This window comes from Methanotorris igneus Kol 5 (genome assembly GCF_000214415.1).
GTDB classification, from domain to species: Archaea; AGJL01; Methanococci; order Methanococcales; family Methanococcaceae; genus Methanotorris; species Methanotorris igneus.
This window is the reverse complement of the sequence record NC_015562.1, coordinates 1,746,416-1,760,076: the sequence shown is the minus strand read 5'-3', so window position 1 is coordinate 1,760,076 and position 13,661 is coordinate 1,746,416. Positions and strand designations below refer to the sequence as shown.

The following is a 13,661-nucleotide window of genomic DNA, read 5'->3' as shown; positions in this document are numbered from 1 at the left end:
GATAGCATGGAGGATATACACATAATGGAGGCTTTGGGAAAGGCAAAGGTCGTTGTGAAAAATGGAAAGGTCGTTGATGTTGGGGAGCCAAAGATAAAATACTGCCCTCTTTTTGATAAGCATAGGGGCATTAAAGAGATCGATAAAGAAAGTATAAGAAAAAATATAGAGTTTAGGATAAAAGATTTTGGACTTTTTACGGAAAATAGGATTGTGGAAGTTGAGGATTGTATTGTTGGTTTTGGGACCTCAGAGATTTTTATGACTGCTTTAAGAAGGGGTTTGTTGGACGCTGTTGTTATTGTTGCAGATTGTGCGGGAACGGTCATAACGAATAATCCAAAACTTGTTCAGGGACTCTGTGGGAGGATATCGGGAATTGTAAAGACATCTCCAATTCCAAAAGTTATAGAGAGGATAGAAAAAGCAGGAGGGTATGTTTTAGATCCAAAGACTGCAGAAATTAATCAAATAAAAGGTGTTGAAAAAGCCATAGAGTTGGGGTATAAGAGGATAGGGGTTTCATTAACGAATTTAGAGGATGCTATAAAATGCAAAAGTTTGGAGAATGAAGAAATAAAAATTATTACTTTCGGAGTTCATACCACAGGAATTGATGAAAATCCAGAAGAATTAACAAAATATTTTGATTTGATAACTGCATGTGCATCAAAAATGGTAAGAGAAGGGTTAAAGGGGAAAATAAAAGCACAAATTGGTGTCTCAGTTCCAATATTTGCTTTGAGCCAAATTGGGAAAGAACTCTTGCTTGAGAGGGCAAAAGACGTTGAAAAGCCTATTTTAATAAATGTTGAAGATTTGCCGTGCTTAAAAGGAAGGCAGCCAGATCCTTTGATTTAAGATCACAATTAATAAAATTTTGATTTTAATATTCAGCATGAAAATTTTTCTTTGATTTTATCTACCTTCTCATACAACTTGTCTAAAAATTTCTCATCAATACATTTAAATCTTTTATTTTCCATTAAAACTTCTCCATTTGCTATAACGGTGTCAACATCATTTCCATTTGCGGAATAGACAATATTTGATTTTATGTTGTGGATAGGTCTTAAATGAGGGGCAGTTAAATCAATCAAAACAATATCATTATTCTCAATTCCCAAAGCATCACTATTAAATGCCATCTTCAAAACTGTATCTATATCTCCAACTGTTGCATCCCATCTATGGGCTTTATGCAGTATGGAGCAAACCTTAATCTCTTCCAACATATCTAAGTTGTTATTGCTTGCAACTCCATCAGTTCCAATAGTTATCTCAACACCATCATTTAGCATCTCAATTAAAGGCATAACGCCCCCACTTGCTAACTTCATATTACTTATTGGGCAGTGGGAAACCTTCACTTTGTGTTTTGCCAACTTTCTAACTTCTTCCTTTGTAACCCACACGCAGTGTGCGGCAATTACGTTGTTGTCTAAAACACCTATTTTTTCTAAGTATTCTATTGGCCTTAAACCGATTTTATTTTCCATTTCAACAACTTCATACCTTGTTTCTGATAGGTGTGTATGTAATAAAGTTCCATAATTGTCTGCTATCTCTTTACATTCTTTATATGTCTCCTCTGAACACGTATATGGAGCATGTGGGGCAATTGCAGGCTTTATTAGTTTATCTTCTTTATATTTTTTGATGAAGTTCTCTGCCATCCTTATTAATTTATCCCTATTTTCACATTCTGGAGTTCCAACGTCAATTATTGGGAAGGAGATAACTCCCCTCAATCCAATTTCCTTTGTAGCTTCTGCTACTTTCTCGGCAAAAAAATACATGTCATTGAAAATTGTAACTCCAAACCTCAGCATCTCTAAGCATCCTAATAAAGAGCCATAATAAACATCTTCTTTTGTTAGTTTTGCTTCATTTGGCCAAATTTTCTCTCTCAGCCATTCCTCTAACCTCATATCGTCTGCTATTCCCCTCAAAAGCGTCATCGGAATGTGAGTGTGAGTATTTACCAACCCCGGCATACCTGCTTTGTTTTTTCCATCGATAATTTTTAAATCGCTTTTGTTTAAATTTTCTTTTTCTATTAAATTTTTTCCTACAATTTTCTTTATTCCATCTTCTTCCTTCTTAATCAATACATCGCAGTTTTCATAAACCTTCAAATCTTTATCAATTAAATAGGAGAGATTCTTTATTAAAATCATCTTCACTCCTCCTTCACCCTTAAATAAACATATACATCATATTCATCCCCATGCAACGCCGCGTCGTTGCATCCCGCGGAGATACCTCCTCGCTTTGCTCGGAGGTATATGAACCATTTTACTTTTCCTTTACTCTTAAATAAACATATACATCATATTCATTCCCTTCCTCATCGTATGCCTTTGTTTTCTCTCTGAAATAGTAAATTCCTTCATCCTCATAATCGTCAAATATCCTTAATTCTTCTTCAGTTATGTCCATTAAAATAACTCCTTCAACAACTGAACCTTCCTTCTTTTTAATCCCATAATATCCAATACCCTCATCAAAAAACTTTTCAAATCCAAAAATTTTTCCTTTTTTCATTTTTGGCACTCTATTTATTAACTCCTTTAATCTTTCTTCTTTCATCAACTCCCCGTATGCAAATACATTAAATTTTTTGTTTTTATGCATGGTGTCCCCTTCATTTTTTATTCAAGTTTAATCCTCAGCATTATTTAAAGAATGCATCTAACGTTAATTGTTTTGCTTTCTCTTCTTTCTTTTCTGATTTTTTGGTCTTTTTGCTTTTCTTTTCTTCTTTAACTTCTTCTTTTTGTTCTTTAGTTTCCTCAACTTTAATTTCTTTTGTTTCTTCCTTTTCCTTTTGTATTATTTTTTCCTCTACTTTTTCTTCTATTTTCTCTTTTTTCTCTTTTTCTTCCACTATTTTTTCTTTAATCTTTTTTTCTTTTTTCTCTTTCTGCTCTTCTTTTTTCTTCTTCTCTATAATTTTGAAAATTTCTGATACTAATTTTTTATCTACAATATTTTCAAGTTCTTCTTTCGTTATTCCGAAATATCTAACTAAATCAGCCCCCATCTCTATGTTATTTTCAATTATTGCCTTTAATAACTCCAAATCTTCTCTTGCTCTTTTTGATGATGCATGAGTTTTCTCTCCAATTTTTTTGAGGATTTTTTTCAGAACTTCCCTTTTTGCCTTTGTTTTTGTTAATAGGTTTAAAACTGATGGGTAACTATACTTTGTAAAGCCTCTATACTTCTCATCCTTTGCCAATGCAACACCAGCAGTCATCAATGCTGAAGCAAATTTCCAAAGTCCAAAATACTGCCTTTTATAAACCCTTCCCAAAAATATATCTGCCTTTGATAGATAATCGTAAGCTCTCTCTATGTCCTCAAGTTTTTTGTATTCGTTTGGAATATTCTCTGCCAACCATTCCTCAACTGTCTGCAAATCCTCATTACAATTCATCAGTGCCAGTGTTGCAATATCATAGTGTGTAGTTTTAAAGATAATCCTCATTGCATCAAAAATTGTCCTTTCAGTGTCTCTATCTGGTAATTTTGAAGCGATTTCTGGGCTAATCTCCCCTCCTAATGCCAATGCCTCTAAATCATTTATTGCCGCCCTTAAATCACCACCACTGTGCTTTGCTATGATTTTTAGAGTTTTTTCATCAACATCAAGACCTTCTTTTTCCGCTATTCTTTTCAAAACTGCTAATATTGTGTTTGTATGGACATTTGGGACATTTATAACTTCACAAACATCTCTTAAAGGTTTTAGTGTAGGTTTGTATATGTCATTTGCAGTTAAGATTATTGGGTTCTTTGCTTCTTTTATTACTTTAAGTATCTCACTAACTCCCCCAGAGTCCTCAGTTCCAGAGATTCCATCAACCTCATCTAATATTATTAAGATATTTTTCCCTGTTAATGATTTTGAAGAAGCAGCAGTTCCAACTATATGTCTAATCGCAGCCCTATTCCTTTTATCACTTGCATTCAACTCAATAACATCAAAACCATAATCGTTTGCCAAAGCATGGGCTAATGTTGTCTTTCCACATCCTGGATTTCCAACTAATATAATTGGTTTTGGGTTTTTTCCTTTTATATGATCCTCAATCCACTTTTTTAGTTTTTCTTTGATTTCGTTATGTCCTGCAACTTCTTTTAGTGTTTTTGGCCTGTATTTTTCAACCCATTCTAACATATAAGACACCTTTTAGAATATTTTTGTAGTTATTAATGTAGAGCTATTAATGCTGCATAATAATACCTATTTTTCAAGGATTTTAAAATCAATTGCCAAAACGTACTCTTTTGGTGCGTAGGATTTAACAATCTTTTTTTCCAAAACTTCACATTCACATTTTGATTCAAATAACTTTATGGCATCATCAAAATCCTCTCCAATTGTGTAATAATGCACAACCCCTCCTTTCTCAACAATTTCCAACGCTTTATCAACAAATTCGTGAGCGTATTTTGGAAGGTTCATTATGACCCGATTTCCTTTAACATCCACTTCCCTAACATCACTCAATATAGGAATAATTTTATGCTCCAACTTATTTAACTTGATGTTCTTTTTTAAAAGTTCTATGGCATGGGGATTTATGTCAATTGAATAAATCTTCCTTGCATTTCTGCACGCAATTGAGAACGGCCCAACTCCAGCAAACATATCAACAACCACATCATCAATACCAACCTTTTTACCTATTCTTAATCTCTCTCCTCCCAATCTTGGGGAAAAGTAGACCTTTGCAATATCAACCCACAAACGATAACCATTTTCTTTATGCATTGTTAAAGTTCTATTCTCCCCTGCCAAATGCTCCAATTCTCTAACTCTAAACTCTCCTTTAACTTCACTCTTTCTCCTAAAAACCCCTTTGCATGGGATTAATTTATATGCTATTTCTCCAATCTCCTTCCTTGTTTTTTCATCAATTTCATCAGAAATCTGCAAAATTACCAAATCCCCAACAACATCATAGGATAGAGCAATTAAACCTTCATCAATCTCTTTTCTAAATCTTTTTGATATAACTTCCCTAAAACTTGGTTTTCTTTTAATTTCCTTTGATTTCAGGTCTTTTTCAACGATTTCAATGTTTGGATTTAAATCTTTCAAATTTACATTCTTTAAATTCTCTTCATTTAATGGAATATATAAAAAATTCCCTTCCTTCACTATTTTGTAATTTTTGTTTAGTAATTTGTTTTCTAATAATAACCTTCTTGTTTTTTCTCCTTCTTTGATATGAACTTTTGCACATAAAATCAATTTCTCACCGTTTTAATGCCTTTAAATAATCTTTTAGATTGATTGGTTTTTAATCTTTTATGTATAAAATATATACGGCAAAATCATGGGTTTTACCATTAATCCATACGGCAAAACCTATGGGTTTTGCCATTAAATTTCTGAATAATCCTCATTCTTCATTAAAATTTGAAATAAATATTAACCTTAAAAATTTACCAAATTATACTAATTTCAGGATATAACAACAACCTCAAACTCATCGAAAAGTATATATAGGAGTACCTCATTTATTAAGTGAATGTGCGGAGGTGGCCCAGCCTGGTACGGCGCGGGACTGCTAATCCCGTTGGGCTCTGCCCAGCCCGGGTTCAAATCCCGGCCTCCGCGTTATACTTTTTTTATTTGAATTTAATTTTGTTCATTATGCTCGGGGAATTTTTAGATGATTATTTTATTGAATGAAGTTATCTTTGTAGATTATAAATTTATATATTCAAATATGCATATAAATTCCCATATCAAATCATTATCCTTACAAAATGAATAAAAATAAATATTGTGATAACATGAGATTAGAAATTACAAATATAAAAATAGATCATCCATTTTTTATTGTATTTATCGGACATTTGATTCTGTTTTTGTTTGCTTTTCTTTATATGATAATGTTCAAACCACCTTACGATATCCAAAACTTTATAAAAGTTATATTGGTTGTTTTAGGTTATTTAATTGCGTTTTATTTGGGGACAAGATATAATTTAAAAATAAAAAAGATCCTGATGTTAGCATTGTTTATTCTGTCCATTTTAATAACTTACGGCTCTTATGCAATAACTGATAACATATTCCTTTCTTTTCTATATGCAATTTTTGTTCTTGGTATTTTAGAGGGGTATCTAAGATACAGAGATAAAATTAATTTTAATAATTTATTCTTGTTTATTGGAATAGCATCATTTTTACTATTGGTTTCCATTAAAAAAGGGATTCCTTTGTTTAATTATAATATAAGAATGAGCATCGTTTCGGACCCATTGAGGTTAATATCCTCTGGAGCTTTAACTTATGCAGGGATTGGTAAATATTTTTTAATAGCGTTTGTAATTTTGGTTCTTTTGGGTTATAAGGTGCATGTCCTTATTTTGTGTGTATCCTACTTAATATACAAGTATAGGAAAAAATCTTTAAACGTAAGGCAAATGGTAATTTTTGGAATTCTGCTAATTTTATTTATTGGTTTTATGGGAAAGGTTATTTTAGCATCATCAAATCAAGCATGGAAATTGAATTTTATGGAGTTGATTCTTTATAGGGCGTATTTTGATATTATGGTTTTGGAGAAAATTGTGAACTATCCAGAAATACTGCTTGGAAAAATAACCTTTGTTCCAAATGGGGAGAGACTAATTGGGAAGTTACTGTTTAACTACTCCCACAATATAACCTCAACGATGTTCGGCCCACTATATTTTGATTTTGGTGTCTTTGGAGTGGTGTTTGCTTTTATATTAGGAATGATGAGCAAATTAATATATGAGAAAGGGGATGATAAAATCTATAGTATCTATGCAGGTGTGTTGTTGGCAATGTGTGAGATAGGCATTAATTATGGATTTTTAATTGTTCTTTTAGCATTGTTTTATGTTTCAAGTCGGTTAAGGAAATAAAAATAAAGAATAAAAAATAAAAATATGCTTAAATCAGTAAAAATCTACGAGGCATCACCGAGAGAAGCGAAGTTATACATCCCTTTGATGAAATCGAACCGAAGGTTCGAGCAGCGTCCACTGCAACCTTCGGTTGCAGGGAAGTTGAATATAGTCGTGTGCGGAATTGATATACGGCAAAACCTTTGGTTTTGCCATTAATTATGCATTAATGAATTTTTAAATAGTCCTTATTCCTCCTTAAAATTTGAAATAAGATATAAATCTTTAAAAATTTACCAATAGTATATTCCAAACTCTAACGCACACGACTATAACGTAGTTATTCAACTAAATCTTTGATTTCGCCTAACCAAACTGTAAGGTTTGGCTATGAAAACTGAAAGGTTTTCATTCACTTTTTAAAAGTTTCGTTTAATGTTTCAGGACAGTTAAAGAAGTGAGAAATATTATTTCTTAAACCCGTAGAATCTAAGTAAAGCAAACAAAACATAATTTAGAATTTTAGATATCGTTGAAATTAAATGATTAAACATTTAATGATTAAATATTACACTTGAGGAGGACGTCAAAATGGAAATTAGGAAATTGCCTGAAGTAAAGAAGTATCTTGTTCTTGTTGTTGATATGGATGATGACGTTGGGAGAAAGGCAAATATCACTACTCCAATTTTAGGTAGGGAAGATAACATAAAAGCAGCTATAAAGTTAGGACTTAGTGACCCTGGAGATAGTGACGTAAATGCAATTTTGGGGGGAGTTAAGTTATATGATGAATTGAAAAATAAGGGAAAGGATGTTGAAATTGCAACAATTTCAGGAGATAAGGATGTTGAATCTGAAAAATGTGCTTTGAAAATAAAAGAGCAGTTAGATTTCTTGATGTATTTGTATGAGCCTAATTTTATATATCTGGTGTCTGATGGCGCAGAGGACGAAATGGTATTAAAATATTTGGATTCAAAGGACATTTTTGTTTGGAAAAAGAGGATTGTTATTAAGCAAAATGAATCTCTTGAATCTATATATTATCTAATACAGGAATTCATAAAAAAGACGATGTCTGATTACATCCCTTTAATATTCACTTCGGCAGGATTTGCAATGATTTTGTATGCAATATTTTCTGAATTAGGTTGGAGGATAATAGTTGGTTTAATTGGACTATATGTACTATCTGAGGGTGTTGGGGTAAGGAAATTATTTATAGAAAAAATAAAAAAAGGCCAAGAAGGTATAGAATTAGGAAAAATCTCTCCAATGGGAACAGTTGTTGCTTTGCTCATATTGACTGTTGGTGCATTATATGCCTATGGAGTATCAAAAAGTGACAATCCAGTAATATTTGCAGCAAACTTTTTATATAATATTTCAAATCCTTTAACACTATCCTTATTTGTATTTATCTTAGGACATTTCATTGACAAAATCATTCATTCAAAAGAATCCATATTAAATATATTAAAAAGGTACTTTTTCTACACAATATGCCTATTCATGGCAAGAGAATTCTTAATAATATCCTCCGAATTTTTAAAAGGAAGTGAAAGCTTTACAATGTTAATGGTTCATGCGGTAGTTTATACGTCAATTATAATAATCCTATCAACAATACTATTTGCAAAGTCAAACATGCAAACAGATACAATGTAAATGGATTACAATAAAAAAATATAAAAATTAAGAGGCATAATTAAAATTAAGGAAAAATTGTTCTTTATTTGAAAATTTAATAATAATTTTAGTCATTTTAAAAAAAATATTGTGCTAAAATATAGTCTCGGACGTTAATAAATGGATAATTATCATTTTGGAAAATTATAGTCGTGTGCGTTAAATTTTAGGTGAAAACCCCTGCGGAGTTTTCACTGCTCGAACCTTCGGTTCGATGGGTATGGCTACGGTAAATTTTGTAAGATTATTAACATTGTTTCAAAAAATTAATGGCAAAACCCAAAGGTTTTGCCGTATATATTCCACACACGGCTGTAAAAAAACTCTTAGAAAATTTAATAATGTTAATATCCCAAATATTTTTATCTGGGACTATAAATGCAAAAAATTCCGCAAACAACTATAACTTAGCTTGAAAAATAAAATAGTGATATTATGTTAAGAGTTATTGGCTATGATGGAGTTGTTAAAGAAATTACATTAGATGATATAAATGAAAACTACACTTTAATATGGATTGACTGTTATGACCCATCTAATGAAGAATTGGCAAAACTTTCTAAAAAAATAGAGATAGATGTGAATGAATTAAGCATAGGGCTTGACGAGCAAGAAGTTCCAAGGGTTGAGGAAGAGGACGACTACTATCTAATAATTTACAAAGCCCCACTTTTTGAAGAAGATATTACAACAACGTCTTTTGGTATTTTTATAAAAGACAACATATTATTAACGATACACTCAGATAAAATAAAGGCAATTGGGAGATTATATAACCTATTAAAAACAAAAAGTCCAAAAATACTATTTGAGAGGGGAATAGGATTTTTTTTGTATAATTTACTTAACCAAATTACGAGGAGTTATTCAAGGATTCTTTTAAACTTAGAAGATGAGTTGGATGTATTGGAAGATAGGTTATTAGTAGAATATAACAAGCAAATAACTGAAGAAATTTTGCAATTGAGGAAAATGCTCGTTTACTTCCACAAAGCACTGATATCAAATAAGGAAGTGCTATCAGTCTTAAAAAGGAAGTATTTGCCAATTACCACACAAGAAGATAGAGCAAACTTCGAGGATTTATACTACGATACCTTACAGTTGATTGATATGGAGACAACATATAGAGAATTACTCGTTTCTATGATGGATATGTGTTTATCGTTAGAAAATATAAGAATGAACCAAGTTATGAAAATTTTAACAATGGTTACAACACTCTTTGCAGTTCCAATGTGGATTACTGGAATTTTTGGGATGAACTTTAAGTATATGCCGTTGGTTGATAGCCCCAATGGATTTTGGGTTGTGATGGGGATATCATTGCTTGTTCTGTTTGCCCTTGCGTATGTATTTGGCAGAGAAAAATGGTTCAAGTTGTGGTAAACTTGTTAATTTATTATTTTTTACTACTGCAAATCTTCTTTAAGGTGGTGAAATATGATTATTTGGCCAAATTACATAGACAAAAATAAAAGCAGAAAGGAAGGTAGAAAGGTTCCAAAAGATATAGCCATAGAAAATCCAAAATTAAAAGAGATAGAGGCTGCTTTGAAAAAAATGGGATATAATGTGAAAGTTTATAGAGATAAGTGTTATCCAAGGGAGCATTGGAGAATTTGTGGTTGTATAGAAGTAGATGCAAAAGCTCCAAAACTTCAATTTTTGAAAAAATTATGTGAGGTTATGAAAAGTCAATAAAACTTAATTTAATTTTAAATCTTTCAAATTTGCAACGTCTGTTGCCCAAACTTCATTCCCAACTCTCCTAAAATTTTCTTTGCTATCTTTTCTCCCAACAATGATGCAACTTTTTTTGGATTGTTTATTATATCCTCAACACTCCTAATTCCTGCATCATACAACTTCCTTGCTCTAGCCCTACCAACATATTTGATTTTTAGCAGTTCAATAATATCCTCTTTTGCTCCATACTCCAATCTGATTTCTAATTTTGATAATGTATCTATATTTCTATTCAATAATTTTGCAATTTCTTTTGTTGAATAAATCATCCACTTTGCCTGTTCAACCTTATACCTCAAAATTCCCGGCTCAATTTTATATTTTTTCAATATCTCATCTTCTGGAACTTCATTAATCCAATCATAAAGCATCTTTGCATTTTTAAATGCTGCTAAGTCATCATAGGTTCTATCATAAATTCCTGCCTCCTCCATCTCTAAGATTAAATCCAATTCCTCGAAACTATTAACCCTCAACAATGGCATCATTTCAAGGGTTTTTGAAATTAAATATAAATAATATAGTTCCTCATTATCCACATTTCCCATCTCTTTTAACCCATCAATTATTATCTTTGCACTTAGTGGATCTATATACAGTTCAGAAACTCTCTTCCCCAATTTTGTTGGGAAATAATCAGCTATAAAATCGTTCTCCTCTAAAAAATTAATAACTTCTTTTATATTTCTTAGAACTCCCCCTAAATTTCCATACTGGTGGGCGTAGAAGGTGTTTTTTATAAAGGATATTAAATCAAACTCATTTTCAATTTCCCTTGTGGCAATCATTCCCAGTAATTGAGTTCTTAAAACTGCTTGATTGGATAGTTTTGAGTATATATACTCTGGTTTTCCTTCCAAATACTGCTCTGCTCTTTCCAAATCTCTTTCATTTTTAACAAATATAATACCCTCCCCATAAGGGTCTAAACCCGGTCTTCCAGCCCTTCCAATGCATTGATGGATTTCCATAATTGGGATGGGTTTCATCCTTCCATTGGAGAACCTCATTAAATCCCTTACTATTGCCCTCCTACATGGGATATTTATACCTGCACTTAGCGTAGGTGTGCAACAAATAACTTTTATTAATTTATTCCTGAACCCTTCTTCAACAATTTTTCTATGCTCATAAGTTAGACCAGCATGGTGGAAGGCAACACCCTTCTCTAAACATTCTGCCAATGTTTTGCATGTTTCTGTTGGTGGATCTAAGATTGATAAAATCTCCTCTTTTAATTTTTGCAGTTCATATTTTTCACTATTTGACAAATATTTCTTTAAATTTAATTTTTTTGCTTCACTAACAGCCCCATTCTTAGAATTGCAGAATACTAAACAACAACCCCCCTCTTTAACACAATCTAAAACTAAATTCAACATTGGGTTATTTGAGAAGTTTGGCAGTTCTTTGCATGCCCCATTTAAATACATAATCTTATTTTGGAAAAAGATACCTTTCCTTAACTTCACAGGTCTCCAATTATCTATAATGAGTTCAGCATTAAGCCACTCCGCTAATTCCTCAGGATTTCCAATTGTTGCTGATAAGCCAATTATCTGCACATCTAAATTTTTTAATTTTGTTAATAAAACCTCTAACGTCCCTCCTCTCTTTTCATCATTTATCATGTGGATTTCATCAACAATAGCAACAGAAACATAGTTAAGCCAGTCAATCTCATGTCTCATAAGAGAATCCAATTTTTCTGCAGTGGTTATGATGATATTGTAGGATGATAAATCCTCCTTCTCATCATAATCCCCAATAGATAACGCCACTTTTAAGCCATATTTTTCATATTTCCTCTTAAATTCCTCATATTTTTCGCTTGCTAATGCCTTTAAAGGAACTATAAATAAACCTTTTTTGTTTGTGGGGGTTTTGTTTTCATCTAAAAGATGATTTATTAATGCCATTTCTCCGATTAGGGTTTTTCCACTCGCCGTTGGAATGCAGATTAAAAAATTTTTTTCTTTATTTAATAACCCTTTTTCAATAACCTTCTTTTGTGGAGGACGGAGCTCTTTTATGCCATTTTCCTTTAATACTTCAAAAACATGGCTATATTTTTGCATCCTTTCACCATATTAACATTAATAAAATTTAATGAGAAAATTTCCGAATTTTGCAGATATTTGCTTATTTTATAGCCTTAATGTATTAAAATCTTCTTACTTTAAATCTCAAATTAATTTTATATGGTTTAAGATATTTTTTGGATTTTAAATACTTTTTTACATTTTTTGAGAAATTTGGTGTTATTGTAGTAATACTCTTAGTCAAGTAATATTCCAAATTATTACAAGAAATTTTATAGAGGTTGTCGAAAAATACGAATACTATAAATAATAGTAATAATAATTATGAGCGGCAGAAAAACCAAAAGAAAAGGATACTGGAAAGCCTACGATAAGAGGTTTAAGATATTCAATATTAAGTACACTTATGATTTTGTTTCATTTATTATAAATATTTTACTTCCATATAAAGAAAAACGCAAAGTAGGAAGGCCTTTAGCTATAAGTTACAATGAATATATAGCTACTCTAATAATAAAACACATTTTTAGAATTAGTTTAAGAGATTTAGAAACTCTTTCCGATTATTTACATAAAAAGCATATAGATAGCTCCACATACGGAAAAGCTTTTCAGAGGATTAAAATAAGCGATTTAACTAAAATAATCGTTGGATTACACTTAATTATTGCTAATTCGTTAAAATCATCGGTTATAATTTACATAGCTGATTCCACTGGAGTCCATTTATTAAGAGTGTATTGTGAAAGAATCAGAGTTGTGAATAATGAAATAAAAAAGGTAAAGTATCGGGTTTTTGACAAAATGCACGTATTAGCTTGCTATTATAAAGATTATGGATTAATTTCGATTGTTATGGTAAAATGGGATAATGGATATAGTTCAGACAGTAAAAACTTACTAAAAATGATAAAATCTTTAGATTTTGTGAAAGGTGCGATAATATTGTTGGATGGTGGTTACGATGATGAAGATTTACTTAGAGAGTTGTTATCCATAGACCTCATTCCAATAGTTAAAACAAAAGAGTTTAAATGGGATTACGGTATTTCTAAAATCAGAAAGAAAGTTAAAAAATTGTTTGATAAGAAACTGTATAAAATTAGAGGGGTAATAGAAGCGATATTTGGAGGGCTAAAAACTAAATTTAGATTAACTCTAAATGAAAAACTACCTGAAAGTAGATGTAGAGCTACTTTAGCAGTAGCAATCGTTCATAATATTTTAACACTAATGAGAGTTATTAGTATTAGAGAGTAATATTTAAATTCATTGATG

The 13,661-nt window shown here is 31.4% G+C and carries 11 protein-coding genes and 1 tRNA gene; 7 read left to right on the top strand and 5 right to left on the bottom strand.

Annotation, left to right across the window (positions count from 1 at the left end; all coding sequences use genetic code 11):
• Positions 1 to 6 precede the first annotated feature (6 nt).
• Entirely contained in the window at positions 7 to 861 is an 855-nt protein-coding gene (locus METIG_RS08635) for a methanogenesis marker 8 protein (protein WP_013799837.1), read from the top strand.
• 32 nt (positions 862 to 893) lie between these two features.
• Here the strand turns inward: METIG_RS08635 and METIG_RS08630 are convergent, their stop codons facing one another.
• The 4 genes from METIG_RS08630 to trm5b all read right to left on the bottom strand — a co-directional run bounded on the left by METIG_RS08630 (position 894) and on the right by trm5b (position 5,266).
• On the bottom strand, positions 894 to 2,180 hold the full coding sequence (locus METIG_RS08630; protein ID WP_013799836.1) for an amidohydrolase: 1,287 nt from the start codon (positions 2,178 to 2,180) through the stop codon (positions 894 to 896).
• A gap of 118 nt (positions 2,181 to 2,298) precedes the next feature.
• On the bottom strand, positions 2,299 to 2,637 hold the full coding sequence (locus METIG_RS08625) for a gamma-glutamylcyclotransferase family protein (RefSeq protein WP_013799835.1): 339 nt from the start codon (positions 2,635 to 2,637) through the stop codon (positions 2,299 to 2,301).
• Between the two features lie 40 nt (positions 2,638 to 2,677).
• Positions 2,678 to 4,186 (bottom strand): replication factor C large subunit, encoded by a 1,509-nt coding sequence (locus METIG_RS08620; protein ID WP_013799834.1) that lies wholly within the window; start codon positions 4,184 to 4,186, stop codon positions 2,678 to 2,680.
• A 66-nt stretch (positions 4,187 to 4,252) separates the two neighbouring features.
• On the bottom strand, positions 4,253 to 5,266 hold the full coding sequence (gene trm5b / locus METIG_RS08615) for a tRNA (guanine(37)-N1)-methyltransferase Trm5b (protein WP_013799833.1): 1,014 nt from the start codon (positions 5,264 to 5,266) through the stop codon (positions 4,253 to 4,255).
• Between the two features lie 284 nt (positions 5,267 to 5,550).
• Between trm5b and METIG_RS08610 the strand changes: the two genes are divergently transcribed.
• The 5 genes from METIG_RS08610 (at position 5,551) to METIG_RS08590 (ending at position 10,296) form a co-directional block, all read left to right on the top strand.
• Positions 5,551 to 5,635, top strand: a tRNA-Ser gene (locus METIG_RS08610).
• 179 nt (positions 5,636 to 5,814) lie between these two features.
• Positions 5,815 to 6,918, top strand: a complete 1,104-nt coding sequence (locus METIG_RS08605) for an oligosaccharide repeat unit polymerase family protein (RefSeq protein ID WP_157209565.1) — start codon at positions 5,815 to 5,817, stop codon at positions 6,916 to 6,918.
• Positions 6,919 to 7,491: 573 nt separating this feature from the next.
• Positions 7,492 to 8,571, top strand: a complete 1,080-nt coding sequence (locus METIG_RS08600) for a DUF373 family protein (RefSeq protein WP_013799831.1) — start codon at positions 7,492 to 7,494, stop codon at positions 8,569 to 8,571.
• A 456-nt stretch (positions 8,572 to 9,027) separates the two neighbouring features.
• On the top strand, positions 9,028 to 9,981 hold the full coding sequence (corA, locus tag METIG_RS08595; RefSeq protein ID WP_013799830.1) for a magnesium/cobalt transporter CorA: 954 nt from the start codon (positions 9,028 to 9,030) through the stop codon (positions 9,979 to 9,981).
• 54 nt (positions 9,982 to 10,035) lie between these two features.
• The gene (locus METIG_RS08590; protein ID WP_013799829.1) at positions 10,036 to 10,296 is read left to right on the top strand and encodes a signal recognition particle subunit SRP19/SEC65 family protein; all 261 of its coding nucleotides are present in this window, start codon (positions 10,036 to 10,038) and stop codon (positions 10,294 to 10,296) included.
• Between the two features lie 23 nt (positions 10,297 to 10,319).
• On the opposite strand, the gene METIG_RS08585 is transcribed toward METIG_RS08590, so the two are convergent.
• Positions 10,320 to 12,419, bottom strand: a complete 2,100-nt coding sequence (locus METIG_RS08585) for a DEAD/DEAH box helicase (RefSeq protein WP_013799828.1) — start codon at positions 12,417 to 12,419, stop codon at positions 10,320 to 10,322.
• Positions 12,420 to 12,707: 288 nt separating this feature from the next.
• Between METIG_RS08585 and METIG_RS08580 the strand changes: the two genes are divergently transcribed.
• Positions 12,708 to 13,643, top strand: coding sequence for a transposase (locus tag METIG_RS08580; RefSeq protein ID WP_013798476.1), 936 nt, complete (start codon positions 12,708 to 12,710; stop codon positions 13,641 to 13,643).
• The last annotated feature ends 18 nt before the right edge of the window (positions 13,644 to 13,661 follow it).